Genomic DNA, 26,983 nt, shown 5'->3' on the forward strand with positions numbered 1-26,983 from the left:
CAGACAAGGAGTGACGGGTGAGGCGATTGCCGGGGATTTTACTGCTTACTGGAGCCGCGCTCGTTGTGATCGCTGCTCTGCTGGTTAGCGGCCTGCGTATTGCTTTACCGCATCTTGACGCCTGGCGTCCGGAAATCCTCAACAAAATAGAATCCGCGACTGGCATGCCGGTAGAAGCCAGTCAGCTCTCAGCCAGCTGGCAGAATTTTGGCCCGACGCTTGAAGCACACGACATCCGTGCAGAACTAAAAGATGGCGGCGAATTTTCGGTTAAACGCGTTACTCTGGCGCTGGATGTCTGGCAGAGCCTGTTACATATGCGCTGGCAGTTTCGCGACCTCACTTTCTGGCAGCTGCGCTTTCGCACCAACACTCCTATCACCAGCGGTGGTAGCGATGACAGTCTGGAAGCCAGTCACATCAGCGATCTGTTTCTTCGTCAATTTGACCATTTCGATCTCCGCGACAGTGAAGTCAGTTTTCTGACGCCATCCGGTCAGCGCGCCGAGCTGGCGATCCCACAACTCACCTGGCTGAACGATCCACGTCGACACCGTGCGGAAGGCCTGGTAAGCCTCTCCAGCCTTACCGGACAGCACGGCGTGATGCAGGTGCGCATGGATTTGCGCGATGATGAGGGGTTGTTAAGCAATGGTCGCGTCTGGCTACAGGCGGATGACATCGACCTGAAGCCGTGGCTCGGTAAATGGATGCAGGACAATATTGCTCTGGAAACGGCACAGTTCTCCCTTGAAGGCTGGATGACGATCGACAAAGGCGATGTAACCGGCGGTGACGTCTGGCTGAAACAGGGCGGTGCCAGCTGGTTGGGCGAGAAGCAAACGCATACGCTGTCGGTGGATAATCTGACCGCGCATATTACGCGTGAAAATCCGGGCTGGCAGTTCTCTATTCCCGATACACGGATCACGATGGACGGCAAACCCTGGCCGAGCGGAGCATTGACGCTGGCCTGGATACCGGAACAGGACGTTGGCGGCAAAGACAATAAACGCAGTGACGAACTCCGGATTCGCGCCAGTAATCTGGAGCTGGCAGGCCTGGAGGGCATACGCCCGCTGGCCGCGAAACTTTCACCTGCACTGGGTGATGTTTGGCGCTCCACACAACCGAGCGGCAAGATTAACACTCTGGCGCTGGATATCCCGCTTCAGGCGGCAGACAAGACCCGTTTTCAGGCATCGTGGAGCGATCTGGCCTGGAAGCAATGGAAATTATTACCGGGTGCGGAACACTTCTCCGGGACGCTTTCCGGCAGCGTTGAAAATGGTTTGCTTACCGCGTCGATGAAGCAGGCAAAGATGCCTTACGAAACGGTATTCCGTGCGCCACTGGAAATCGCCGACGGCCAGGCAACTATAAGCTGGCTGAACAATGACAAAGGTTTCCAGCTGGATGGGCGTAATATTGACGTTAAAGCCAAAGCCGTCCATGCGCGCGGCGGTTTTCGTTACCTGCAACCTGCTAACGATGAACCCTGGCTGGGTATTCTGGCTGGCATCAGTACCGATGATGGTTCACAAGCCTGGCGCTATTTCCCGGAAAACTTGATGGGTAAAGACCTGGTTGATTACTTAAGTGGCGCGATTCAGGGCGGTGAAGCGGATAACGCGACGCTGGTTTATGGTGGCAATCCGCAACTCTTCCCCTATAAACACAACGAAGGTCAGTTTGAAGTGCTGGTGCCGCTGCGCAACGCGAAGTTTGCCTTCCAGCCGGACTGGCCTGCATTAACTAACCTTGATATTGAACTGGACTTTATTAACGACGGTTTATGGATGAAAACCGATGGCGTTAATCTGGGCGGCGTGCGCGCGAGTAATCTCACCGCAGTGATCCCTGACTACTCGAAAGAAAAACTGCTGATTGACGCTGACATTAAAGGTCCGGGTAAAGCCGTTGGCCCTTACTTTGATGAGACACCGCTGAAAGATTCTCTGGGTGCGACCCTGCAAGAACTCCAGCTCGACGGCGATGTGAATGCTCGCTTACATCTTGATATCCCGCTGAACGGCGAACTGGTAACCGCGAAAGGTGAAGTGACGCTGCGTAATAACAGTCTGTTTATCAAACCACTCGACAGCACCCTGAAAAATTTGAGCGGTAAATTCAGCTTTATCAATGGCGATCTGCAAAGTGAACCACTGACAGCAAGCTGGTTTAATCAGCCGTTGAACGTGGATTTTTCCACCAAAGAAGGGGCAAAAGCCTACCAGGTTGCGGTGAATCTCAACGGTAACTGGCAACCGGCGAAAACCAGCGTTCTGCCTGAAGCGGTGAACGAAGCATTGAGTGGCAGCGTGGCGTGGGATGGTAAAGTGGGCATTGATCTGCCTTATCATGCTGGCGCGACCTATAACGTAGAGATGAACGGCGATCTGAATAATGTGAGTAGTCACTTACCTTCACCGTTAGCCAAACCTGCGGGTGAACCACTAGCGGTAAACGTTAAGGTTGATGGCAATCTCAACAGCTTTGAATTAACCGGACAGGCTGGTGCGGATAACCATTTCAATAGCCGCTGGTTGCTTGGTCAAAAGCTGACGCTCGATCGTGCTATTTGGGCGGCAGACAGTAAAACGCTCCCGCCGTTGCCGGAACAAAGTGGCGTTGAACTCAATATGCCGCCGATGAATGGTGCCGAGTGGCTGGCCCTGTTCCAGAAAGGCGCTGCGGAGAGTGTCGGTGGTGCAGCGAGTTTCCCACAACACATAACGTTACGTACGCCTATGTTGTCACTGGGAAATCAGCAATGGAATAACCTGAGTATTGTTTCGCAACCGACGGCAAATGGCACCCTGGTTGAGGCGCAAGGGCGTGAAATCAACGCCACGCTAGCGATGCGTAATAACGCGCCGTGGCTGGCGAATATCAAATATATTTATTACAACCCGAGCGTGGCGAAAACTCGTGGTGATTCAACGCCGTCATCACCTTTCCCGACAACGGAGCGCATTAACTTCCGTGGCTGGCCGGACGCACAAATACGATGCACAGAGTGCTGGTTCTGGGGGCAAAAATTCGGTCGCATTGACAGTGATATCACCATTTCTGGCGATACGTTAACGCTGACCAATGGACTGATTGATACTGGTTTCTCGCGGCTTACTGCCGATGGTGAATGGGTTAATAATCCGGAGAATGAACGTACCTCGCTGAAAGGAAAACTGCGCGGGCAGAAAATTGATGCCGCCGCAGAATTTTTTGGTGTCACGACGCCCATACGCCAGTCGTCATTTAATGTGGATTACGATTTACACTGGCGCAAAGCACCCTGGCAACCAGATGAGGCGACGTTGAATGGCATCATTCATACTCAACTGGGTAAAGGCGAAATTACCGAAATCAATACCGGACATGCCGGGCAATTGCTGCGCTTATTGAGCGTTGATGCCCTGATGCGTAAGCTGCGTTTTGATTTCAGAGACACTTTTGGCGAAGGGTTCTATTTTGACTCCATTCGCAGCACCGCGTGGATTAAAGACGGGGTTATGCACACCGACGACACGCTGGTGGATGGCCTGGAGGCGGATATCGCCATGAAAGGGTCGGTAAATCTGGTACGTCGCGACCTGAATATGGAAGCGGTTGTCGCACCAGAGATTTCTGCGACGGTGGGCGTGGCTGCGGCTTTTGCGGTTAACCCCATTGTTGGCGCGGCAGTATTTGCAGCCAGTAAAGTGCTGGGGCCGCTGTGGAGCAAAGTCTCCATTTTGCGCTATCACATTTCGGGTCCGCTGGACGATCCGCAAATCAACGAAGTGTTGCGCCAACCGCGTAAAGAAAAAGCGCAATGATTTGACGAGGGCGCGTAATTGCCCCAATCTCATATGATAATCGTTGCCAAAGGCCAACGAGCCGGAACATAACTGTAGGCCGGATAGGGCGTTCACGCCGCATCCGGCAGCCGTAAAAAATCCTCTACTGCAGTAACTAACGAGTAGCAAAAACGATGAGTCTGAACCTGGTAAGTGAACAATTGCTAGCGGCGAACGGCCTGAAACATCAGGACTTGTTCGCGATCCTCGGTCAACTGGCCGAACGTCGCCTTGATTATGGCGATCTCTATTTTCAGTCGAGCTATCACGAATCCTGGGTTTTAGAAGACCGCATTATTAAAGATGGTTCTTACAACATCGATCAGGGCGTTGGTGTGCGTGCAATCAGTGGTGAAAAAACCGGATTTGCTTACGCTGACCAAATCAGCCTGCTGGCGCTGGAACAGAGTGCGCAAGCGGCGCGCACCATCGTCCGTGATAGTGGTGATGGCAAAGTACAGACGCTGGGCGCGGTAGAGCATAGCCCGTTGTATACCTCGGTAGATCCGCTGCAAAGCATGAGCCGTGAAGAGAAGCTGGATATCCTGCGTCGCGTCGATAAGGTTGCCCGCGAAGCGGACAAGCGCGTACAAGAAGTGACTGCCAGCCTCAGCGGCGTTTATGAATTAATTCTGGTTGCGGCCACCGACGGCACGCTGGCGGCGGATGTTCGTCCGCTGGTGCGTCTTTCCGTGAGCGTTCTGGTCGAAGAAGATGGCAAACGCGAACGCGGTGCCAGTGGCGGCGGCGGTCGTTTTGGTTATGAGTTCTTCCTTGCCGATCTTGACGGCGAAGTCCGTGCGGATGCATGGGCAAAAGAAGCAGTGCGTATGGCGCTGGTCAATCTTTCTGCCGTTGCTGCACCAGCGGGCACCATGCCGGTAGTACTTGGCGCAGGTTGGCCGGGCGTGCTGTTGCATGAAGCGGTAGGTCACGGTCTGGAAGGCGACTTCAACCGCCGCGGCACTTCAGTATTTAGTGGGCAGGTCGGGGAGCTGGTGGCTTCAGAACTGTGTACCGTGGTTGATGACGGCACGATGGTCGATCGCCGTGGTTCGGTGGCGATTGATGACGAAGGTACGCCAGGCCAGTACAACGTGCTGATTGAGAACGGCATTCTGAAAGGCTACATGCAGGATAAACTCAACGCGCGTTTGATGGGGATGACGCCGACTGGCAACGGTCGCCGTGAATCCTACGCCCATCTGCCCATGCCGCGTATGACCAACACCTATATGCTGCCGGGTAAATCGACCCCGCAGGAAATTATTGAATCCGTTGAGTACGGTATCTATGCACCGAACTTTGGTGGCGGTCAGGTGGATATTACATCCGGCAAATTCGTTTTCTCCACTTCAGAAGCGTATCTGATTGAAAACGGTAAAGTAACGAAGCCGGTGAAAGGCGCGACGTTGATTGGTTCCGGTATCGAAACCATGCAGCAGATTTCGATGGTTGGCAACGACCTGAAACTGGATAACGGCGTGGGTGTCTGCGGTAAAGAAGGGCAAAGTTTGCCGGTTGGCGTGGGCCAGCCAACGCTGAAAGTTGATAACCTGACTGTTGGCGGTACTGCGTAATAATTTCATTATTTTCAGAAGGATAATTAATCTTTCTACGTGCACGAACGGTCCCCTCGCTCCTCTGGGGTTAGGGTGAGGGGAACCCGTTGGCACAGGTTTGTAGAACGTAACAGTACAATATGAATTACTTCTCTTTCCCGCGCCCGTGCATCTCCTGAAACAATTTACCGACCTCAACAAAATAATCCGTCAGCGAGTTGATCACGACCTGTACCTTCAGCGGCAGCTTATCTTTTTCGGTATATAACGCATAAACCGGGCGTGGATCTGACTGATAACGCGGCAGCAGGATCTCCAGCTCACCGCGATTGATCTCGTTGATCACCCACATCAGCGGCACGTAGGCGATCCCGGCACCCGCCGTTAGCCAGCGCACCAGCGTCATCGGATCATTAGTCACAAATCTCCCTTGCGGGATCAGGCGAGTCGAGATCCCTTCCGGTGCAATCAGTTCAAATTCATTGTCGGGCCGCACGCTGTATTCAAGCCATGAATGGCTACTTAAATCGGCGGGTTTTTCCGGTATGCCGTATTGTGTGAGATAGCTTTTCGCGGCGCACACCACCATTGGCATCGCGCCAAGACGGCGGGAAAACAGGCTGGAATCCTGCAACGCGCCGACGCGGATCACCACATCCAGACCGTCGGCAATCAGGTCGGGGGCTGGAATTCCGGTAACCAGATTGACGCTCAAACCTGGGTATTCTTTCAGCATTTTGGCTGTCAGCCCGGCGAGAACATTTTGTGCCATAGTTGAAGAACAGCCAATGCGTAGCGTCCCGATGGGGGTGTTATTGAAGGCATACAGTTGCTCATGAACATCCTGCACTTCATGAAGCATACGACGGCAGCCCTGGTAGTAAATTCTACCGGCTTCGGTCAGGCCAATGCTGCGTGTGCTACGGTTTAACAGCTTTACCTGCAACTCATCTTCCAGTTTTGACACCGTCTGACTGATGGACGAAACGCTCATCTGTAGCTGTCTGGCGGCGGCGGTAAAAGAGCCAAATTCAACTACTTTGGCAAACACCGACATGCGTTTTAGTCGTTCCATTATTCACTCTGACTTAAAAGTGATTTAGATCACATAATATAGATAACAGCATAACAGTTACGCTAATATATTAAATATCAATCTACAGCAATGTTGCTCTCGCCCGGCTTTCCATGCCCTTCTCTGCGGCGACAGATGCTGAAAATAATAACGCCTGCTCTCTCTATACAACCAAGGTCAACATGAGTCTGTTTCCCGTTATCGTGGTGTTTGGGCTGTCCTTCCCACCGATATTTTTTGAATTGCTTTTATCACTGGCGATTTTCTGGCTGGTGCGCCGGGTACTTGTGCCAACAGGTATCTACGACTTTGTCTGGCATCCGGCGTTGTTCAACACCGCGCTCTATTGCTGCTTGTTTTATTTGATATCGCGACTGTTCGTTTGAGGTTGAAGTGAAAACACTAATAAGAAAATTCTCCCGTACGGCCATCACGGTCGTATTAGTCATTCTGGCCTTCATCGCAATTTTTAATGCCTGGGTCTATTACACCGAATCCCCCTGGACGCGTGACGCGCGCTTTAGCGCTGACGTCGTTGCGATCGCGCCGGACGTTTCTGGACTCATTACCCAGGTGAATGTTCATGATAACCAGCTGGTGAAAAAAGGACAGATACTGTTCACCATCGACCAGCCGCGCTATCAAAAGGCGCTTGAGGAAGCGCAAGCCGATGTTGCTTATTATCAGGTACTGGCACAGGAGAAACGCCAGGAGGCCGGACGTCGTAACCGTCTCGGTGTGCAGGCGATGTCTCGCGAAGAGATCGACCAGGCTAACAACGTACTACAAACGGTTCTGCATCAGTTAGCGAAAGCGCAGGCGACCCGCGATCTGGCAAAACTGGATCTTGAACGCACGGTGATCCGCGCGCCAGCAGATGGCTGGGTGACCAACCTCAACGTCTATACCGGTGAGTTTATTACTCGAGGATCAACGGCGGTTGCGCTGGTGAAACAGAACTCCTTCTATGTACTGGCCTATATGGAAGAAACTAAGCTGGAAGGGGTGCGTCCGGGGTATCGTGCAGAGATCACGCCGCTTGGCAGTAACAAAGTGCTGAAAGGGACTGTTGATAGTGTTGCCGCTGGGGTCACCAACGCCAGCAGCACGCGTGACGACAAAGGGATGGCGACCATCGACTCTAACCTTGAATGGGTGCGTCTTGCGCAACGTGTTCCGGTTCGTATTCGTCTCGACAACCAGCAAGAGAACATCTGGCCTGCGGGCACCACTGCTACAGTGGTGGTCACTGGCAAACAAGATCGCGACGAAAGCCAGGATTCGTTCTTCCGTAAAATGGCCCATCGCCTGCGTGAGTTTGGTTAATCACGATGGGTATTTTCTCCATTGCTAACCAACATATTCGCTTTGCGGTAAAACTGGCGACCGCCATTGTACTGGCGCTGTTTGTTGGCTTTCACTTCCAGCTGGAAACGCCACGCTGGGCGGTACTGACAGCGGCGATTGTTGCCGCCGGTCCGGCCTTTGCTGCGGGAGGTGAACCGTATTCTGGCGCTATTCGTTATCGTGGCTTTTTGCGCATCATCGGCACATTTATTGGCTGTATTGCCGGACTGGTGATCATCATTGCGATGATCCGCGCACCATTATTGATGATTCTGGTGTGCTGTATCTGGGCCGGTTTTTGTACCTGGATATCCTCGCTGGTACGAATAGAAAACTCGTACGCGTGGGGGCTGGCCGGTTATACCGCGCTGATCATTGTGATCACCATTCAGCCGGAACCATTGCTTACGCCGCAGTTTGCCGTCGAACGTTGTAGCGAGATCGTTATCGGTATTGTGTGTGCGATTATGGCGGATTTGCTCTTTTCTCCGCGATCGATCAAACAAGAAGTGGATCGAGAGCTGGAAAGTTTGCTGGTCGCGCAATATCAATTAATGCAACTCTGTATCAAGCATGGCGATGGTGAAGTTGTCGATAAAGCCTGGGGCGACCTGGTGCGACGCACCACGGCGCTACAAGGCATGCGCAGCAACCTGAATATGGAATCTTCCCGCTGGGCGCGGGCCAATCGACGTTTAAAAGCGATCAATACGCTATCGCTGACGCTGATTACCCAATCCTGCGAAACTTATCTTATTCAGAATACGCGCCCGGAATTGATCACTGATACTTTCCGCGAATTTTTTGACACGCCGGTAGAAACCGCGCAGGACGTCCACAAGCAGCTCAAACGCCTGCGGAGAGTTATCGCCTGGACCGGGGAACGGGAAACGCCTGTCACCATTTATAGCTGGGTCGCGGCGGCAACGCGTTATCAGCTTCTCAAGCGCGGCGTTATCAGTAACACAAAAATCAACGCCACCGAAGAAGAGATCCTGCAAGGCGAACCGGAAGTCAAAGTAGAGTCAGCCGAACGTCATCATGCGATGGTTAACTTCTGGCGAACCACACTTTCCTGCATTCTGGGCACGCTTTTCTGGCTGTGGACGGGCTGGACTTCCGGCAGTGGTGCAATGGTGATGATTGCGGTAGTGACGTCACTGGCAATGCGTTTGCCGAATCCACGCATGGTGGCGATCGACTTTATCTACGGGACGCTGGCCGCGCTGCCGTTAGGGCTGCTCTACTTTTTGGTGATTATCCCTAATACCCAACAGAGCATGTTGCTGCTGTGTATTAGCCTGGCAGTGCTGGGATTTTTCCTCGGTATAGAAGTACAGAAACGGCGACTGGGCTCGATGGGGGCGCTGGCCAGCACCATAAATATTATCGTGCTGGATAACCCGATGACTTTCCATTTCAGTCAGTTTCTCGACAGCGCATTAGGGCAAATCGTCGGCTGTGTGCTCGCGTTCACCGTTATTTTGCTTGTGCGGGATAAATCGCGCGACAGGACCGGACGTGTACTGCTTAATCAGTTTGTTTCTGCCGCTGTTTCCGCGATGACTACCAATGTGGCTCGTCGTAAAGAGAACCACCTCCCGGCACTTTATCAGCAGCTGTTTTTGCTGATGAATAAGTTCCCAGGGGATTTGCCGAAATTTCGCCTGGCGCTGACGATGATTATCGCGCACCAGCGCCTGCGTGATGCGCCGATCCCGGTTAACGAGGATTTATCGGCGTTTCACCGACAAATGCGCCGCACAGCAGACCATGTGATATCTGCCCGTAGCGATGATAAACGTCGTCGGTACTTTGGCCAGTTGCTGGAAGAACTGGAAATCTACCAGGAAAAGCTACGCATCTGGCAAGCGCCACCGCAGGTGACGGAACCGGTTCATCGGCTGGCGGGGATGCTCCATAAGTATCAACATGCGTTGACCGATAGTTAAGTCAAAACCGACGCCAAAAGCGTCGGTTTTTTCATGGCTATACTTAGCGATGCACGGCAGAACTCGCCGCGAAACGTGACGGTGGCAACAGATGAATATTTATACCTTTGATTTTGATGAGATTGAGAGTCAGGAGGATTTTTATCGTGACTTTAGCCAAACCTTTGGTCTGGCGAAAGATAAGGTACGCGATCTCGACTCACTATGGGATGTGTTAATGAACGATGTCCTGCCGCTACCACTTGAGATTGAATTTGTTCATCTGGGAGAGAAAACGCGTCGCCGTTTTGGCGCGTTAATATTGCTGTTTGATGAGGCAGAGGAAGAGCTGGAAGGGCATTTGCGTTTTAATGTTCGTCATTAGCGCAAAAAAAGCCCCCGAACCGGGGGCAATATCGTCGGACAAGACGATGAGGGTTTATTTGTACAGTTCAGCCGTAGCGTGCCAGGTGTCACCGCTACGAGCTTCAGTAATCTGGTAGGCCGTTGCGCCTTTCTCTTCCGCTTTTTTGTTCAGCATTTCACGCATATCCATTGGCGAAGACGCCACACCACTTACGGATACGGTCCCGATTGCTTCACGATTTTGTGCTTGTGCAGCATCAATGGAGTCGGCAGCGAATGCACCGAAAGAGAGAACAGAAAGTACGCTTAATGCAGCTACAGTGGTTTTGATTTTCATGATTTTTACCTCGACATAATCTTTTAGCTGGGCCTTTGTTTCGTGACCCATATCACAAAATCAAGTATACACTAATTATTGAACTAATTAATACCACGCTAACTGTTTCAGTTGATACTAAGTGTTAAAAATGTGAATTTTAATAACAAAAAAGTATTAAAAACACGGTTATTTATTATAAATACCAGTCTTTTCAATCAGATAATGAATTTTGCATAATGTGCTTTTTTTACCGCATGTATTCATTGCGTGAATGATATGTCGCGGTAAAACGCACTATTCGTTAAATGAATCGCAGGGGAAAGCAGGGGATTGAGAGGGATAAGCAACATTTTCCCCGCCGTCAGAAACGACGGGGCAGAGATTAAAGCTCCTGGTCGAACAGCTCTAAAATCGCTTCGTACAGGTCTTTGACTGTGAAACCGTTAGCAGGGGTGGTAAAGATGGTGTCATCGCCAGCGATGGTGCCCAGAATACCTTCTGCTTTGCCCAGTGAGTCCAGCAGGCGAGCAATTAACTGCGCCGCGCCAGGGCTGGTATGAATCACGACAACTGCATCGTTGTAGTCGATATCCAGCACCAGATTCTTCAATGGACTGGAGGTAGTTGGTACACCCAGTTCAGCTGGCAGGCAGTAAACCATTTCCATTTTGGCATTGCGTGTACGTACAGCACCAAACTTGGTCAACATCCGCGAGACTTTAGACTGATTAATATTGTCAAAGCCTTGCTCCTGCAACGCGGCGACGATTTCGCCCTGGGAGCTAAATTTCTCTTCTTTAAGTAATGCTTTAAATGCTTTAACTAGTTCTTCTTGCTTAGCCGAGCTTCGCATAAGTCACCCGATATGGTGGTTGATACAACATTATTGTGCATACAGATGAATTTTTATGCAAACAGTTAGCCCTGAAGAAGGCTGAAATAATGTTATGAAAGAGCGGGATTTTATCAAATTTCGTTATTGAGAAACATGCCTGCGTCACGGCATGCAAATTCTGCTTAAAAGTAAATTAATTGTTATCAAATTGATGTTGTTTTGGCTGAACGGTAGGGTATATTGTCACCACCTGTTGGAATGTTGCGCTAATGCATAAGCGACTGTTAATTACGTAAGTTAGGTTCCTGATTACGGCAATTAAATGCATAAACGCTAAACTTGCGTGACTACACATTCTTGAGATGTGGTCATTGTAAACGGCAATTTTGTGGATTAAGGTCGCGGCAGCGGAGCAACATATCTTAGTTTATCAATATAATAAGGAGTTTAGGATGAAAGTCGCAGTCCTCGGCGCTGCTGGCGGTATTGGCCAGGCGCTTGCACTACTGTTAAAAACCCAACTGCCTTCAGGTTCAGAACTCTCTCTGTATGATATCGCTCCAGTGACTCCCGGTGTGGCTGTCGATCTGAGCCATATCCCTACTGCTGTGAAAATCAAAGGTTTTTCTGGTGAAGATGCGACTCCGGCGCTGGAAGGCGCAGATGTCGTTCTTATCTCTGCAGGTGTAGCGCGTAAACCGGGTATGGATCGTTCCGACCTGTTTAACGTTAACGCCGGCATCGTGAAAAACCTGGTACAGCAAGTTGCGAAAACCTGCCCGAAAGCGTGCATTGGTATTATCACTAACCCGGTTAACACCACAGTTGCGATTGCTGCTGAAGTGCTGAAAAAAGCCGGTGTTTATGACAAAAACAAACTGTTCGGCGTTACCACGCTGGATATCATTCGTTCCAACACCTTTGTTGCGGAACTGAAAGGCAAACAGCCAGGCGAAGTTGAAGTGCCGGTTATTGGCGGTCACTCTGGTGTTACCATTCTGCCGCTGCTGTCACAGGTTCCTGGCGTTAGTTTTACCGAGCAGGAAGTGGCTGATCTGACCAAACGTATCCAGAACGCGGGTACTGAGGTGGTTGAAGCGAAAGCCGGTGGCGGGTCTGCAACCCTGTCTATGGGCCAGGCAGCTGCACGTTTTGGTCTGTCTCTGGTTCGTGCACTGCAGGGCGAACAAGGCGTTGTCGAATGTGCCTACGTTGAAGGCGACGGTCAGTACTCCCGTTTCTTCTCTCAACCGCTGCTGCTGGGTAAAAACGGCGTGGAAGAGCGTAAATCTATCGGTACCCTGAGCGCATTTGAACAGAACGCGCTGGAAGGTATGCTGGATACGCTCAAGAAAGATATCGCCCTGGGCGAAGAGTTCGTTAATAAGTAATTGATTAGCGAATAATAAAAAACCGGAGCACAGACTCCGGTTTTTGTTTTGAGCACTCGACTTAATTGGTTGCCGGATATTCCTGAATGGTGACCTGCAGCGTTAACTGCTTATCATCACGCATCACTACAACCGGGATCACCGAACCAGGGCGAATTTCCGCCACCTGATCCATCGTCTCCAGAGCAGAGATGGCCGGTTTGTTATCCACCGAAATAATCAGATCGTTGACCTGAATACCCGCATTCGCCGCCGGGCCGTCAGGTGACACTTCATTAACCACGATCCCTTGCAGTTGATCTATACCACCGCCCTGCGCGTGCAGTGGTGCGATCTCGCGTCCGCCGATACCAATGTAGCCGCGGATCACGCGACCATCGCGGATCAGCTTATCCATAATTTTGGTTGCTAACTGGAAAGGAATCGCAAAGCCGATACCTTCCGGCGTTTCGCCATCGTTACTCTTATCAAACGACAGCGTGTTAATGCCCATCAGTTCGCCCAGCGAGTTCACCAGCGCGCCGCCAGAGTTACCGTGGTTAATGGAAGCATCGGTTTGTAGGAAGTTTTGCCGCCCGGTCGGGTTCAGACCGATTCGACCCGTGGCACTAATAATCCCCTGGGTAATGGTCTGCCCGAGGTTGTACGGGTTACCGATCGCCAGTACTACGTCGCCAATGTGCGGTACGCGACGTGCATTGATCGGAATGGTAGGTAAACCGCCAGTGGCATTAATTTTAAGTACCGCCAGATCGGTTAGAGAGTCAGATCCCACCAGCAATGCTTCAAATACACGACCATCCTGTAAGGCGACGATGATCTGATCGGCGTCGTTGATGACGTGTTTATTGGTGATGATATAACCGCGTTGATCCATGATTACACCGGATCCCAGGGTGCGGATCTCAAGCTGGTTGTGAGAGTTGGTGTTCAAACCACGGTTGTAAACGTTAACCACCGCTGGCGCGGCGCGGCGAACCGCCAGATTATAGCTGGCAGGCGTCTCATCGGTACTGTCAAATTGCGGAGTGGAAAGCGGGTTAAGGCTGCGCAGCGAAGGCATGGCAACCAGCAGAATAGCGCCGACAATTAATCCAATCGCAACGGAACGTAAGAGCTTCACAAACATGATGGAGGCGTCATTAAAAAAGGGAACGGCAGCAGCATACCACGAGTTAACCGGACATCACACGTAAGCCTGATGCCCGGTTTACGACATTAACGCATCAGCAGATAGATGCTTTCATTGCCGCGTACAATTTGCAGGGCGATGATGGCCGGTTTTGCCGCCAGCACTTTACGCATTTCAGCAATCGAGTTCACCCGATCGCGGTTGACGCCAATGATCACATCGTCTTTTTGCAAGCCAGCCTGAGCAGCTGGGCTTCCTTTGACAACTTCATCGATCTTAATACCTTTGCCGCCATCTTTTAGCTGACCATCGCTCAACGTTGCACCTTCCAGCGCTGGCGTGATCATTTCAGCGCTGGCCGACGAAGAGGTGCTGGTATCAAGCGTCACTTCTACTTCCAGTGGTTTGCCGTTACGCAGCAGGCCAAGCTTCACTTTCGTGCCCGGCTCTGTAGTCGCGATACGAGAGCGCAACTCAGCAAAGCTATTCAGCGGTTTGCCGTTGAGGCTGGTAATAATATCGCCCGCTTTGACGCCCGCTTTTGCCGAGCCAGAACCTGGCAACACTTCGCTGACAAACGCGCCACGCTGCACGTCAAGGTTGAAGGCTTTGGCGATATCGGCACTCATCTCGGTGCCTTTGATGCCTAACAAACCGCGTTTGATTTCACCAAAGTCGATAAGCTGCTGCGCCAGTGTTCGCGCCATATTACTGGGGATGGCAAATCCAATCCCGACGCTCCCGCCGCCAGGCGCAAGGATTGCAGTGTTGATGCCAATTAACTCACCGTTAAGGTTTAATAGTGCACCGCCGGAGTTACCGCGGTTAATGGAAGCATCTGTCTGGATAAAGTTTTCCAGACCTTCAAGATTCAACCCGCTGCGTCCTAATGCGGAAACAATGCCAGAGGTGGCGGTTTGCCCAAGGCCAAATGGGTTACCGACCGCCACGGCAAAATCACCGACGCGCAATTTATCGGAGTCGGCAATAGCGATTTGCGTTAATTTGCTCGGGTTTTGAATTTGTAACAGGGCGATATCGCTCTGGTCATCGCTACCAATCAGTTTTGCATCAAACTCGCGCCCATCATTGAGCTGAATACTGATTTTCTGTGCCTGATTAATCACATGGTTGTTGGTCAGCACATAGCCTTTACTGGCGTTGATGATGACACCGGAACCTAAACCTTCGAAGGGTTGTGCAGGTTGATCCGGTAAATCATCACCAAAAAACTTTTTGAATTCTTCCGGGATTTTCTGTCCCTGACTGGCCGTTCCTTCCACCCGTACGCTCACCACTGCCGGAAGCACTTTTTCCAGCATTGGAGCCAGACTGGGGAGAGGGGCCTGATCGGCAACCTGGCCTGGAATCGACGCGACGGCCTGAAATGACGCCGAGAGAGTTAACCCGACACTTAACGCTAATGCACTCAACAGCTGGGTTTGTTTTTTCATTATTCCTGCTCTCGTACCTGAATGATAAGAAAAGAGATTCAAAACAGTTTGATGTTATTGAATTTTCAGACGGCTAACAATGAGACACCAGATTAAATGATAGTCGGGCCAGGAAAGAAGAGGAGGGCGCAATGGCTGCGCCCGAAAAATAAATTAGTCGCGTTTTGCGCCACTACGCAGCAGGCCGGATGCGCCTTCAGAATAGTCGCGAGGCATCTGCACCGGTGCCTGATCGTTGCTGGCTTCAGACTCTGCCAGACGATTACGGAACGGGTTTGCTTCAGCAGACAGTTCCGGCAGCAGGCTGCTGGAGCTTTTCGCCATATGCTGATAAAGCTGGCGATAGTCGTGCGCCATGGTATCCAGTAATTCCGCGCTGCGGGCAAAGTGGCTAACCAGCTCTTCGCGATACTCGTCCAGTTCAGCTTTATTCTTTTCCAGTTCGTACTGCAACGCCTGTTGCTGGCGTAGTTTACGATTACCAAAACGCATGGCCACAGCACCAATAATGATGCCGACGACTAACCCAATTAGCGCATATTCCCAGGTCATGAACATCTCCCGTTGTCTTTTGTTTCCGTAGGGTGTTGGCTTCAGGCTCCATGCCTGCGGCTGATTATGCCACTATAACCGTTAATTCCACAGAAGTGGAATCCCGACTGCATATCGCGTAGTGTAGAACGGCCTTTTTTTCGTCAACCGTGAACAACGGCGCACCGATTATTCAAGGAATAACAATAAGATCATGCAAAGCGTTACCCCAACATCGCAATACCTGAAGGCGCTCAATGAAGGCAGCCATCAACCCGACGACGTTCAAAAAGAGGCCGTCAGCCGCCTGGAAATTATTTATCAGGAACTCATCAATAGCACGCCACCAGCCCCCAGGACGAGTGGGCTAATGGCGCGGGTCGGTAAGCTGTGGGGTAAACGCGAAGACACAAAGCATACGCCAGTGCGTGGCTTATATATGTGGGGCGGTGTAGGACGCGGGAAAACCTGGCTGATGGACCTTTTCTATCAAAGCCTGCCGGGAGAGCGGAAACAGCGCCTGCACTTTCACCGTTTTATGCTGCGGGTGCATGAAGAGCTAACTGCCTTACAGGGGCAGACCGATCCACTGGAAATTATTGCCGATCGCTTTAAAGCCGAAACTGACGTGCTCTGTTTTGACGAATTTTTTGTTTCTGATATTACCGACGCCATGCTACTTGGCGGTCTGATGAAAGCCCTGTTCGCCCGCGGTATTACCCTGGTAGCGACGTCAAATATTCCGCCGGACGAACTTTATCGAAATGGCTTGCAACGTGCGCGTTTTCTGCCTGCAATCGATGCCATTAAACAGCATTGTGATGTAATGAACGTGGACGCTGGTGTTGATTATCGACTGCGTACACTCACTCAGGCGCATCTGTGGCTTTCGCCACTCAACGATGAAACCCGGGCGCAGATGGATAAACTATGGTTGGCGCTGGCGGGGGCGAAACGAGAAAATTCACCGACGTTAGAAATCAACCATCGGCCATTGGCGACAATGGGCGTCGAGAACCAGACGCTGGCGGTCTCTTTTACTACGCTGTGCGTCGACGCCCGCAGTCAGCATGACTATATTGCGCTCTCACGTCTCTTTCATACGGTCATGTTGTTTGATGTACCAGTTATGACGCGGTTGATGGAGAGCGAAGCGCGGCGCTTTATTGCGCTGGTGGATGAGTTTTACGAGCGCCATGTCAAATTAGTGGTGAGTGCAGAAGTGCCGCTGTATGAAATTTATCAGGGCGATCGGCTGAAGTTTGAGTTCCAGCGTTGCCTGTCACGTCTGGAAGAGATGCAAAGCGAAGAGTATCTGAAGCGCGAGCATTTGGCGGGTTAAAACCTGTCACAAATCACAAAAAGGGGTCGATCTTTGACCCCGACTTCTCTATAATCCTGCGACCCCACGTTACAAGAAAGTTTTTTTCCCAAAACTTTTTGTGTGCTGGCATAGGCTATTCGAAGGGGTAGGTTTGCCGGACTTTGTCGTGTGAACCTCAACAATTGAAGACGTTTGGGTGTTCACCAACGTGTAACTATTTATTGGGTAAGCTTTTAATGAAAACTTTTACAGCTAAACCAGAAACCGTAAAACGCGACTGGTATGTTGTTGACGCGACCGGTAAAACTCTGGGCCGTCTGGCTACTGAACTGGCTCGTCGCCTGCGCGGTAAGCACAAAGCGGAATACACTCCGCACGTAGATACCGGTGATTACATCATCGTTCTGAACGCTGACAAAGTTGCTGTAACCGGCAACAAGCGTACTGACAAAGTGTACTATCACCACACCGGCCACATCGGTGGTATCAAACAAGCGACCTTTGAAGAGATGATTGCTCGCCGTCCTGAGCGTGTGATTGAAATCGCGGTTAAAGGCATGTTGCCAAAAGGCCCGCTGGGTCGTGCTATGTTCCGTAAACTGAAAGTTTACGCGGGTAACGAGCACAACCACGCGGCACAGCAACCGCAAGTTCTTGACATCTAATCGGGATTATAGGCAATGGCTGAAAATCAATACTACGGCACTGGTCGCCGCAAAAGTTCCGCAGCTCGCGTTTTCATCAAACCGGGCAACGGTAAAATCGTAATCAACCAACGTTCTCTGGAAGAGTACTTCGGTCGTGAAACTGCTCGCATGGTAGTTCGTCAGCCGCTGGAACTGGTCGACATGGTTGAGAAACTGGACCTGTACATCACCGTTAAAGGTGGTGGTATCTCTGGTCAGGCTGGTGCGATCCGTCACGGTATCACCCGCGCTCTGATGGAATACGACGAGTCCCTGCGTTCTGAACTGCGTAAAGCTGGCTTCGTTACTCGTGACGCTCGTCAGGTTGAACGTAAGAAAGTCGGTCTGCGTAAAGCACGTCGTCGTCCGCAGTTCTCCAAACGTTAATTGGCTTCTGCTCCGGCAGAAAACAATTTGCGAAAAAACCCGCTTCGGCGGGTTTTTTTATGGTTAAATTCTGAATCAGCGTAAAAATTGGAAAGTTGCTTTTTGCTACCGTCTGACAGACAGGCAAAACAAAAACCACATCGCCAATAAGGGACTAAGTCAACTATTTCAGACTAAAGCGCATCTCTTTTTCCCCATTTCCGGCATCGACTCACCACAAAGGTCGCAAAATCTGGTAAACTATCATCCAATTTTCTGCCCAAATGTCGGGTATTGCTCATTTTTTGTTTGATTTTCGAACAAAGAGAGTCGTTCCTTACTGGGTAACACAACTTCTGACTGGCCACCTGGTGGCTGGTAGCAGTAAAAATTCTGACTATACCTGGAGGTTTTCATGGCTGTCGCTGCCAACAAACGTTCGGTAATGACGCTGTTTTCCGGTCCTACTGACATCTATAGCCATCAGGTCCGCATTGTGCTGGCTGAGAAAGGTGTAAGTTTCGAGATCGAACACGTGGAAAAGGACAATCCGCCTCAGGATCTGATTGACCTCAACCCGAATCAGAGCGTTCCGACCCTGGTGGATCGTGAGCTGACCCTGTGGGAATCTCGCATCATTATGGAATATCTGGATGAGCGTTTCCCGCATCCGCCACTGATGCCTGTTTACCCGGTAGCTCGCGGTGAAAGCCGTCTGTACATGCATCGCATCGAAAAAGACTGGTACACGCTGATGAACACCATCATCAACGGTTCAGCTTCTGAAGCAGATGCCGCACGTAAGCAACTGCGCGAAGAACTGCTGGCGATTGCGCCGGTCTTCGGTCAGAAGCCGTACTTCCTGAGCGATGAGTTCAGCCTGGTCGATTGCTATCTTGCTCCGCTGCTGTGGCGTCTGCCGCAACTGGGCATCGAGTTCAGCGGCCCGGGTGCGAAAGAGCTGAAAGGCTATATGACCCGCGTCTTTGAGCGTGACTCTTTCCTTGCTTCTTTAACTGAAGCAGAACGTGAAATGCGTCTGGGCCGGAGTTAATCTGTATGGATTTGTCACAGCTAACACCACGTCGTCCCTATCTGCTGCGTGCATTCTATGAGTGGTTGCTGGATAACCAGCTCACGCCGCACTTGGTGGTGGATGTGACGCTCCCTGGCGTGCAGGTTCCTATGGAATATGCGCGTGACGGGCAAATCGTACTCAACATTGCGCCGCGTGCTGTCGGCAATCTGGAACTGGCGAATGATGAGGTACGCTTTAACGCGCGCTTTGGCGGCATTCCGCGTCAGGTTTCTGTGCCGCTGGCTGCCGTGCTGGCTATCTACGCCCGTGAAAATGGCGCAGGCACGATGTTTGAGCCTGAAGCTGCCTACGATGAAGATACCAGCATCATGAATGATGAAGAGGCATCGGCAGACAACGAAACCGTTATGTCGGTTATTGATGGCGACAAGCCAGATCACGATGATGACACTCATCCTGACGATGAACCTCCGCAGCCACCACGCGGTGGTCGACCGGCATTACGCGTTGTGAAGTAATACAAAAACAGGCCCTGGTGGCCTGTTTTGTCTTTTAATGGCTTAATAAAATAGCGTGATTGTGGCAATCATATTCACCACGAAACCGACTGCCATGGGGATCGCTGTTCGCTTCACCACCGCAAAAGGCGAAACGCCTGCAATTCCTGACGTAACGACCACCACCGCAGTAATCGGCGAAACCGCGCGCGCTAGCGTCGTGGCAAAATGCATCGGCATAATCATTACAACCGCTGGTACATGTAGTCCGGCTGCGATATTCGGAATAAGACTGGCAAATGACATAAACGGCGCATTGCCAGAGCCCATCACAATGGCACAAATGGCAATGACTAGCGCCATAATAATCATCACGCCAATACCGCCCAGACCAGAATGCTCAGCACCCCTGATAACCGCATCAACAGTGCCAATCGTCGTTAAGCCTTTCGCAAATATTTCACCCGCGACCACCAGCGTTACCACGTTGGCAAACTGCGTACCCATGCCGTCAAAAAACGCCTGCACATCGTCCATTGTTTCGCGCAAGTTATGCTTGCGGAAGAACTCAACAAACATCGTCACCGTCAAACTCAGTAACATCACCACCACCAGATGCAGTTCTGACTGCATCAGCCCGATGTGGGCGAGGAACAGCGAGCCGAGCATCAAGATTAACGGCATCACAGGTAAAATGGCGTAATAGAGCGGCGGGACATTATCGAGAGCTTTTAGCTCTGCCTGTTCGTGATTGATATTTTTATCTTTTTTGTCAAAAGCGCGTTGCACGAAAAAGTGGGAGATCGCCACCGAGATAATGACGCAAGAGGCGACCGGAAGCTGGTAGTGGAAGAAGTAAGTGGCAATTTTCATTCCCGCGACCTGGGCTGCAAAAATGGAGTTCGTTTCCAGAATCCCCCACTCAATGGACATCGTGGTTGCGATAACCGCCACCGCAGAGAGGCGACTTACTCCCAGACTCACCAGCGTCGGAAATAAGGTGACCATCAGCAACATACCCAGGCCGGAGGCGCTGGTAATAAACTGCGCCATGATTTGGCCGATGACGTAAGTTGCCGACAGAATAATATACGGCGAGCGAATGAGTTTTAACGGGCGGCTTAGCAAGCTCACCATCGCGCGACTGGCTCCTGTGCGCTCCATGTAGCGGGCATAACCGCCCACCGCCATAATCGACAGCCCCAATCCGGCAATGCGGTTGGACAGCATGCGCAGGATTTCATTATAAATATCGACGATCAAGTAGCCGCTGCTTTTGGCGGGATCGAGTACACCACCGAACCCTAACCAGACACCGCACATCATCAGGAAGATACCTGCGGCAGCCAGCACCACCTGAGGTTTGTAGTTTTTCAGGATCAAATAGCCCATCGTAATTAATACGATGACAGATATAATTATGCCGAACATTGTTGAACTCCGTGTCAAAAGAAAACGGTCAATCCCATAAACGGCAGATTGAAAACAATGATGTTATATTTTTTGCAAGTCTATTTATGGTGCGGATGTCGTGTTTTTAATTGTAGGTGAGGTGATTTTTCATTAAAAAATATGCGCTTATGATTATTTTGTAAGAACACATTCATAATATTCATAATGCTCGTGAATAGTCTTATAAATAATTCAAACGGGATGTTTTTATCTGCGTTACATTAATTTTTCGCAATAGTTAATTATTCCGTTAATTATGGTAATGATGAGGCACAAAGAGAAAAACCTGCCATTTTCCCCTACTTTCAATCCTGTGATAGGATGTCACTGATGATGTTAATCACACTGACCTTACAGAATGGGCCTTATGAACGCATTTGATTCGCAAACCGAAGATTCTTCACCTGCAATTGGTCGCAACTTGCGTAGCCGCCCGCTGGCGCGTAAAAAACTCTCCGAAATGGTGGAAGAAGAGCTGGAACAGATGATCCGCCGTCGTGAATTTGGCGAAGGTGAACAATTACCGTCTGAACGCGAACTGATGGCGTTCTTTAACGTCGGGCGTCCTTCTGTGCGCGAAGCGCTGGCAGCGTTAAAACGCAAAGGTCTGGTGCAAATCAACAACGGCGAACGTGCCCGCGTCTCACGTCCTTCTGCGGACACCATCATCGGCGAGCTTTCCGGCATGGCGAAAGATTTCCTTTCTCATCCTGGTGGGATTGCCCATTTCGAACAATTACGTCTGTTCTTTGAATCCAGCCTGGTGCGCTATGCGGCTGAACATGCCACCGATGAGCAAATCGATTTGCTGGCAAAAGCACTGGAAATCAACAGTCAGTCGCTGGATAACAACGCGGCATTCATTCGTTCAGACGTTGATTTCCACCGCGTGCTGGCGGAGATCCCCGGTAACCCAATCTTCATGGCGATCCACGTTGCCCTGCTCGACTGGCTTATTGCCGCACGCCCAACGGTTACCGATCAGGCACTGCACGAACATAACAACGTTAGTTATCAACAGCATATTGCGATCGTTGATGCGATCCGCCGTCATGATCCTGACGAAGCCGATCGTGCGTTGCAATCGCATCTCAACAGCGTCTCTGCTACCTGGCACGCTTTCGGTCAGACCACCAACAAAAAGAAATAATGCCACTTTAGTGAAGCAGATCGCATTATAAGCTTTCTGTATGGGGTGTTGCTTAATTGATCTGGTATAACAGGTATAAAGGTATATCGTTTATCAGACAAGCATCACTTCAGAGGTATTTATGGCAACGAATTTACGTGGCGTAATGGCTGCACTCCTGACTCCTTTTGACCAACAACAAGCACTGGATAAAGCGAGTCTGCGTCGCCTGGTTCAGTTCAATATTCAGCAGGGCATCGACGGTTTATACGTGGGTGGTTCGACCGGCGAGGCCTTTGTACAAAGCCTTTCCGAGCGTGAACAGGTACTGGAAATCGTCGCCGAAGAGGCGAAAGGTAAGATTAAACTCATCGCCCACGTCGGTTGCGTCAGCACCGCCGAAAGCCAACAACTTGCGGCATCGGCTAAACGTTATGGCTTCGATGCCGTCTCCGCCGTCACGCCGTTCTACTATCCTTTCAGCTTTGAAGAACACTGCGATCACTATCGGGCAATTATTGATTCGGCGGATGGTTTGCCGATGGTGGTGTACAACATTCCAGCCCTGAGTGGGGTAAAACTGACCCTGGATCAGATCAACACACTTGTTACATTGCCTGGCGTAGGTGCGCTGAAACAGACCTCTGGCGATCTCTATCAGATGGAGCAGATCCGTCGTGAACATCCTGATCTTGTGCTCTATAACGGTTACGACGAAATCTTCGCCTCTGGTCTGCTGGCGGGCGCTGATGGTGGTATCGGTAGTACCTACAACATCATGGGCTGGCGCTATCAGGGGATCGTTAAGGCGTTGAAAGAAGGCGATATCCAGACCGCGCAGAAACTGCAAACTGAATGCAATAAAGTCATTGATTTACTGATCAAAACGGGCGTATTCCGCGGCCTGAAAACTGTCCTCCATTATATGGATGTCGTTTCTGTGCCGCTGTGCCGCAAACCGTTTGGACCGGTAGATGAAAAATATCTGCCAGAACTGAAGGCGCTGGCCCAGCAGTTGATGCAAGAGCGCGGGTGAGTTGTTTCCCCTCGCTCGCCCCTACCGGGTGAGGGGAAATAAACGCATCTGTACCCTACAATTTTTATACCAAAGCGTGTGGGCATCGCCCACCGCGGGAGACTCACAATGAGTACTACAACCCAGAATATCCCGTGGTATCGCCATCTCAACCGTGCACAATGGCGCGCATTTTCCGCTGCCTGGTTGGGATATCTGCTTGACGGTTTTGATTTCGTTTTAATCGCCCTGGTACTCACCGAAGTACAGGGTGAATTCGGGCTGACGACGGTGCAGGCGGCAAGTCTGATCTCCGCAGCCTTTATCTCTCGCTGGTTCGGCGGCCTGATGCTCGGCGCTATGGGTGACCGCTACGGGCGTCGTCTGGCAATGGTCACCAGCATCGTTCTCTTCTCGGCCGGGACGCTGGCCTGCGGCTTTGCGCCAGGCTACATCACCATGTTTATCGCGCGTCTGGTCATCGGCATGGGGATGGCGGGTGAATACGGTTCCAGCGCCACCTATGTCATTGAAAGCTGGCCAAAACATCTGCGTAACAAAGCCAGTGGTTTTCTGATTTCAGGCTTCTCTGTGGGGGCCGTCGTTGCCGCTCAGGTCTATAGCCTGGTGGTTCCGGTCTGGGGCTGGCGTGCGCTGTTCTTTATCGGCATTTTGCCAATCATCTTTGCTCTCTGGCTGCGTAAAAACATCCCGGAAGCGGAAGACTGGAAAGAGAAACACGCAGGTAAAGCACCAGTACGCACAATGGTGGATATTCTCTACCGTGGTGAACATCGCATTGCCAATATCGTAATGACACTGGCGGCGGCTACTGCGCTGTGGTTCTGCTTCGCCGGTAACCTGCAAAATGCCGCGATCGTCGCTGTTCTTGGGCTGTTATGCGCCGCAATCTTTATCAGCTTTATGGTGCAGAGTACAGGCAAACGCTGGCCAACGGGCGTAATGCTGATGGTGGTCGTGTTGTTTGCTTTCCTCTACTCATGGCCGATTCAGGCGCTGCTGCCAACGTATCTGAAAACCGATCTGGCTTATAACCCGCATACTGTAGCCAATGTGCTGTTCTTTAGTGGCTTTGGCGCGGCGGTGGGATGCTGCGTAGGTGGCTTCCTCGGTGACTGGCTGGGAACCCGCAAAGCGTACGTTTGTAGCCTGCTGGCCTCGCAGCTGCTGATTATTCCGGTATTTGCGATTGGCGGCGCAAACGTCTGGGTGCTCGGTCTGTTACTGTTCTTCCAGCAAATGCTTGGACAAGGGATCGCCGGGATCTTACCAAAACTGATTGGCGGTTATTTCGATACCGACCAGCGTGCAGCGGGCCTGGGCTTTACCTACAACGTTGGCGCATTGGGCGGTGCACTGGCCCCAATCATCGGCGCGTTGATCGCTCAACGTCTGGATCTGGGTACTGCGCTGGCATCGCTCTCGTTCAGTCTGACGTTCGTGGTGATCCTGCTGATTGGGCTGGATATGCCTTCTCGCGTTCAGCGTTGGTTGCGCCCGGAAGCGTTGCGTACTCATGACGCTATCGACGGTAAACCATTCAGCGGTGCCGTGCCGTTTGGCAGCGCCAAAAACGATTTAGTCAAAACCAAAAGTTAATCCTGTTGCCCGGTCTCTGTACCGGGCCTTTCGCTAAGGGAAGATGTATGTCGTTACTTGCACAACTGGATCAAAAAATCGCTGCTAACGGTGGCCTGATTGTCTCCTGCCAGCCGGTTCCTGACAGCCCGCTCGATAAACCCGAAATCGTCGCCGCCATGGCATTAGCGGCAGAGCAGGCGGGCGCGGTCGCCATTCGTATTGAAGGTGTGGCAAATCTGCAAGCCACGCGTGCGGTGGTGAGCGTGCCGATTATTGGAATTGTGAAACGCGATCTGGAGGATTCTCCGGTACGCATCACGGCCTATATTGAAGATGTCGATGCGCTGGCGCAGGCGGGCGCGGACATTATCGCCATTGACGGCACCGACCGCCCGCGTCCGGTGCCTGTTGAAACGCTGCTGGCACGTATTCACCATCACGGTTTACTGGCGATGACCGACTGCTCAACGCCGGAAGACGGCCTGGCATGCCAAAAGCTGGGAGCCGAAATTATTGGCACTACGCTTTCTGGCTATACCACGCCTGAAACGCCAGAAGAGCCGGATCTGGCGCTGGTGAAAACGTTGAGCGACGCCGGATGTCGGGTGATTGCCGAAGGGCGTTACAACACGCCTGCTCAGGCGGCAGATGCGATGCGCCACGGCGCGTGGGCGGTGACGGTCGGTTCTGCCATTACGCGTCTTGAACACATTTGTCAGTGGTACAACACAGCGATGAAAAAGGCGGTGCTATGACCACACTGGCGATTGATATCGGCGGTACTAAACTTGCCGCCGCGCTGATTGGCGCTGACGGGCAGATCCGCGATCGTCGTGAACTTCCTACGCCAGCCAGCCAGACACCAGAAGCCTTGCGTGATGCCTTATCCGCATTAGTCTCTCCGTTGCAAGCTCATGCGCAGCGGGTTGCCATCGCTTCAACCGGAATTATTTGCGACGGCAGTTTGCTGGCGCTGAATCCGCATAATCTCGGTGGATTGCTACACTTTCCGTTAGTCAAAACGCTGGAACAACTTACCAATTTGCCGACCATTGCCATTAACGACGCGCAGGCCGCAGCATGGGCAGAGTATCAGGCGCTGGAAGGCGATGTAACCGAGATGGTGTTTATCACCGTTTCCACTGGCGTCGGCGGCGGTGTAGTGAGCGGCGGTAAACTGCTTACCGGCCCTGGCGGTCTGGCGGGGCATATCGGGCATACGCTTGCCGATCCGCATGGTCCAGTCTGCGGCTGTGGACGCACAGGTTGCGTGGAAGCGATTGCTTCTGGTCGCGGCATTGCGGCGGCAGCGCAGGGTGAACTGGCGGGCGCGGATGCGAGAACTATTTTTACACGCGCCGGGCAGGGCGACGAACAAGCGCAATGGCTGATCCATCGCTCCGCACGTACGCTTGCAAGGCTGATCGCTGATATTAAAGCCACAACTGATTGCCAGTGCGTGGTGGTCGGTGGCAGCGTTGGTCTGGCAGAAGGGTATCTGGCGCTGGTGGAAACGTATCTGGCGCAGGAGCCAGCGGCATTTCATGTTGATTTACTGGCGGCGCACTACCGCCATGATGCAGGTTTACTTGGGGCTGCGCTGTTGGCCCAGGGAGAAAAATTATGATGATGGGTGAAGTACAGTCATTACCGTCTGCTGGGTTACATCCTGCGTTACAGGACGCGTTAACGCTGGCATTAGCCGCCAGGCCGCAAGAAAAAGCGCCGGGTCGTTACGAATTACAGGGCGACAATATCTTTATGAATGTCATGACGTTTAACACTCAATCGCCCGTCGAGAAAAAAGCGGAATTGCACGAGCAATACATTGATATCCAACTGTTATTAAACGGTGAGGAACGGATTCTGTTTGGCATGGCAGGCACTGCGCGCCAGTGTGAAGAGTTCCACCATGAGGATGATTATCAGCTTTGCAGCACCATTGAAAACGAGCAAACCATCATCTTAAAACCGGGAATGTTCGCCGTGTTTATGCCAGGTGAACCGCATAAACCAGGATGCGTTGTCGGCGAGCCTGGAGAGATTAAAAAGGTTGTGGTGAAGGTTAAGGCTGATTTAATGGCTTAAAAC

The 26,983-nt window shown here is 51.6% G+C and carries 25 protein-coding genes; 18 read left to right on the forward strand and 7 right to left on the reverse strand.

The genetic code is table 11. The annotated features are described in order from the left end of the window. The first annotated feature begins 17 nt into the window (after positions 1–17). Positions 18–3,818: an AsmA2 domain-containing protein YhdP gene (yhdP, locus tag HGD79_RS18315; RefSeq protein ID WP_139496494.1), complete on the forward strand. Its 3,801-nt coding sequence runs from the start codon at positions 18–20 to the stop codon at positions 3,816–3,818. A 155-nt stretch (positions 3,819–3,973) separates the two neighbouring features. After that, positions 3,974–5,419, forward strand: a complete 1,446-nt coding sequence (tldD, locus tag HGD79_RS18320) for a metalloprotease TldD (RefSeq protein WP_000055909.1) — start codon at positions 3,974–3,976, stop codon at positions 5,417–5,419. A 127-nt stretch (positions 5,420–5,546) separates the two neighbouring features. Here tldD and aaeR read toward each other — a convergent pair whose 3' ends face one another. Continuing rightward, positions 5,547–6,476 (reverse strand): HTH-type transcriptional activator AaeR, encoded by a 930-nt coding sequence (gene aaeR, locus HGD79_RS18325; RefSeq protein ID WP_000440317.1) that lies wholly within the window; start codon positions 6,474–6,476, stop codon positions 5,547–5,549. Positions 6,477–6,658: 182 nt separating this feature from the next. On the opposite strand from aaeR, the gene aaeX reads away from it, so the two are divergent. From aaeX to HGD79_RS18345, 4 genes are all read left to right on the forward strand, one after another. After that, positions 6,659–6,862, forward strand: a complete 204-nt coding sequence (gene aaeX, locus HGD79_RS18330) for a p-hydroxybenzoic acid efflux pump operon protein AaeX (protein WP_000051841.1) — start codon at positions 6,659–6,661, stop codon at positions 6,860–6,862. Between the two features lie 7 nt (positions 6,863–6,869). Next, the gene (aaeA, locus tag HGD79_RS18335) at positions 6,870–7,802 is read left to right on the forward strand and encodes a p-hydroxybenzoic acid efflux pump subunit AaeA (protein ID WP_000854021.1); all 933 of its coding nucleotides are present in this window, start codon (positions 6,870–6,872) and stop codon (positions 7,800–7,802) included. 5 nt (positions 7,803–7,807) lie between these two features. After that, positions 7,808–9,775 carry a p-hydroxybenzoic acid efflux pump subunit AaeB gene (gene aaeB / locus HGD79_RS18340; RefSeq protein ID WP_000510962.1) on the forward strand — a complete coding sequence of 656 codons (1,968 nt, stop codon included), beginning with the start codon at positions 7,808–7,810 and terminating at the stop codon, positions 9,773–9,775. Positions 9,776–9,866: 91 nt separating this feature from the next. Continuing rightward, positions 9,867–10,139, forward strand: coding sequence for a barstar family protein (locus tag HGD79_RS18345; protein ID WP_001029013.1), 273 nt, complete (start codon positions 9,867–9,869; stop codon positions 10,137–10,139). A 54-nt stretch (positions 10,140–10,193) separates the two neighbouring features. Here HGD79_RS18345 and yhcN read toward each other — a convergent pair whose 3' ends face one another. Together yhcN and argR are read right to left on the reverse strand one after the other, a co-directional pair. Next, on the reverse strand, positions 10,194–10,457 hold the full coding sequence (gene yhcN, locus HGD79_RS18350; RefSeq protein ID WP_000695690.1) for a peroxide/acid stress response protein YhcN: 264 nt from the start codon (positions 10,455–10,457) through the stop codon (positions 10,194–10,196). Positions 10,458–10,821: 364 nt separating this feature from the next. Continuing rightward, the gene (gene argR / locus HGD79_RS18355; RefSeq protein WP_001257846.1) at positions 10,822–11,292 is read right to left on the reverse strand and encodes a transcriptional regulator ArgR; all 471 of its coding nucleotides are present in this window, start codon (positions 11,290–11,292) and stop codon (positions 10,822–10,824) included. Between the two features lie 434 nt (positions 11,293–11,726). Here argR and mdh point away from each other — a divergent pair, with 434 nt between their 5' ends. Beyond that, positions 11,727–12,665 (forward strand): malate dehydrogenase, encoded by a 939-nt coding sequence (gene mdh, locus HGD79_RS18360; RefSeq protein WP_112032824.1) that lies wholly within the window; start codon positions 11,727–11,729, stop codon positions 12,663–12,665. A 61-nt stretch (positions 12,666–12,726) separates the two neighbouring features. On the opposite strand, the gene degS is transcribed toward mdh, so the two are convergent. The 3 genes from degS to zapG all read right to left on the reverse strand — a co-directional run bounded on the left by degS (position 12,727) and on the right by zapG (position 15,803). Then, positions 12,727–13,794, reverse strand: coding sequence for an outer membrane-stress sensor serine endopeptidase DegS (gene degS / locus HGD79_RS18365; RefSeq protein WP_000497723.1), 1,068 nt, complete (start codon positions 13,792–13,794; stop codon positions 12,727–12,729). A gap of 89 nt (positions 13,795–13,883) precedes the next feature. Next, the gene (gene degQ / locus HGD79_RS18370; protein WP_001295271.1) at positions 13,884–15,251 is read right to left on the reverse strand and encodes a serine endoprotease DegQ; all 1,368 of its coding nucleotides are present in this window, start codon (positions 15,249–15,251) and stop codon (positions 13,884–13,886) included. Between the two features lie 153 nt (positions 15,252–15,404). Then, positions 15,405–15,803 carry a Z-ring associated protein ZapG gene (zapG, locus tag HGD79_RS18375; RefSeq protein ID WP_001411417.1) on the reverse strand — a complete coding sequence of 133 codons (399 nt, stop codon included), beginning with the start codon at positions 15,801–15,803 and terminating at the stop codon, positions 15,405–15,407. Positions 15,804–15,996: 193 nt separating this feature from the next. Here zapG and zapE point away from each other — a divergent pair, with 193 nt between their 5' ends. The 5 genes from zapE (at position 15,997) to sspB (ending at position 19,715) form a co-directional block, all read left to right on the forward strand. Next, complete coding sequence (zapE, locus tag HGD79_RS18380; RefSeq protein WP_168848466.1) at positions 15,997–17,124, forward strand: cell division protein ZapE; 1,128 nt, start codon at positions 15,997–15,999, stop codon at positions 17,122–17,124. Positions 17,125–17,342: 218 nt separating this feature from the next. Next, a complete protein-coding gene (rplM, locus tag HGD79_RS18385) occupies positions 17,343–17,771 on the forward strand; it encodes a 50S ribosomal protein L13 (protein WP_000847559.1) in 429 nt (142 codons plus the stop codon). Positions 17,772–17,786: 15 nt separating this feature from the next. Then, complete coding sequence (gene rpsI / locus HGD79_RS18390; protein WP_168848467.1) at positions 17,787–18,179, forward strand: 30S ribosomal protein S9; 393 nt, start codon at positions 17,787–17,789, stop codon at positions 18,177–18,179. A 394-nt stretch (positions 18,180–18,573) separates the two neighbouring features. Beyond that, the gene (gene sspA, locus HGD79_RS18395; RefSeq protein WP_000257293.1) at positions 18,574–19,212 is read left to right on the forward strand and encodes a stringent starvation protein SspA; all 639 of its coding nucleotides are present in this window, start codon (positions 18,574–18,576) and stop codon (positions 19,210–19,212) included. 5 nt (positions 19,213–19,217) lie between these two features. Continuing rightward, positions 19,218–19,715, forward strand: a complete 498-nt coding sequence (sspB, locus tag HGD79_RS18400) for a ClpXP protease specificity-enhancing factor (protein WP_000366129.1) — start codon at positions 19,218–19,220, stop codon at positions 19,713–19,715. 42 nt (positions 19,716–19,757) lie between these two features. Here sspB and dcuC read toward each other — a convergent pair whose 3' ends face one another. Further along, the gene (dcuC, locus tag HGD79_RS18405) at positions 19,758–21,125 is read right to left on the reverse strand and encodes an anaerobic C4-dicarboxylate transporter DcuC (protein WP_000467002.1); all 1,368 of its coding nucleotides are present in this window, start codon (positions 21,123–21,125) and stop codon (positions 19,758–19,760) included. 379 nt (positions 21,126–21,504) lie between these two features. Between dcuC and nanR the strand changes: the two genes are divergently transcribed. The 6 genes from nanR to nanQ all read left to right on the forward strand — a co-directional run bounded on the left by nanR (position 21,505) and on the right by nanQ (position 26,980). Further along, a complete protein-coding gene (gene nanR / locus HGD79_RS18410) occupies positions 21,505–22,296 on the forward strand; it encodes a transcriptional regulator NanR (RefSeq protein WP_000523845.1) in 792 nt (263 codons plus the stop codon). Between the two features lie 121 nt (positions 22,297–22,417). After that, positions 22,418–23,311 (forward strand): N-acetylneuraminate lyase, encoded by an 894-nt coding sequence (gene nanA / locus HGD79_RS18415; RefSeq protein ID WP_000224714.1) that lies wholly within the window; start codon positions 22,418–22,420, stop codon positions 23,309–23,311. 108 nt (positions 23,312–23,419) lie between these two features. Continuing rightward, positions 23,420–24,910, forward strand: coding sequence for a sialic acid transporter NanT (gene nanT, locus HGD79_RS18420; RefSeq protein WP_000108459.1), 1,491 nt, complete (start codon positions 23,420–23,422; stop codon positions 24,908–24,910). Positions 24,911–24,957: 47 nt separating this feature from the next. Beyond that, entirely contained in the window at positions 24,958–25,647 is a 690-nt protein-coding gene (locus HGD79_RS18425; protein ID WP_000054239.1) for an N-acetylmannosamine-6-phosphate 2-epimerase, read from the forward strand. Beyond that, entirely contained in the window at positions 25,644–26,519 is an 876-nt protein-coding gene (nanK, locus tag HGD79_RS18430) for an N-acetylmannosamine kinase (RefSeq protein ID WP_168848468.1), read from the forward strand. Before HGD79_RS18425 ends, nanK begins: the two co-directional genes overlap by 4 nt. Beyond that, positions 26,516–26,980 (forward strand): N-acetylneuraminate anomerase, encoded by a 465-nt coding sequence (nanQ, locus tag HGD79_RS18435; protein WP_000979884.1) that lies wholly within the window; start codon positions 26,516–26,518, stop codon positions 26,978–26,980. Before nanK ends, nanQ begins: the two co-directional genes overlap by 4 nt. The last annotated feature ends 3 nt before the right edge of the window (positions 26,981–26,983 follow it).

Origin of the sequence: Escherichia sp. SCLE84 (assembly GCF_012584495.1) — a bacterium.
Taxonomy (GTDB): domain Bacteria; phylum Pseudomonadota; class Gammaproteobacteria; order Enterobacterales; family Enterobacteriaceae; genus ECMA0423.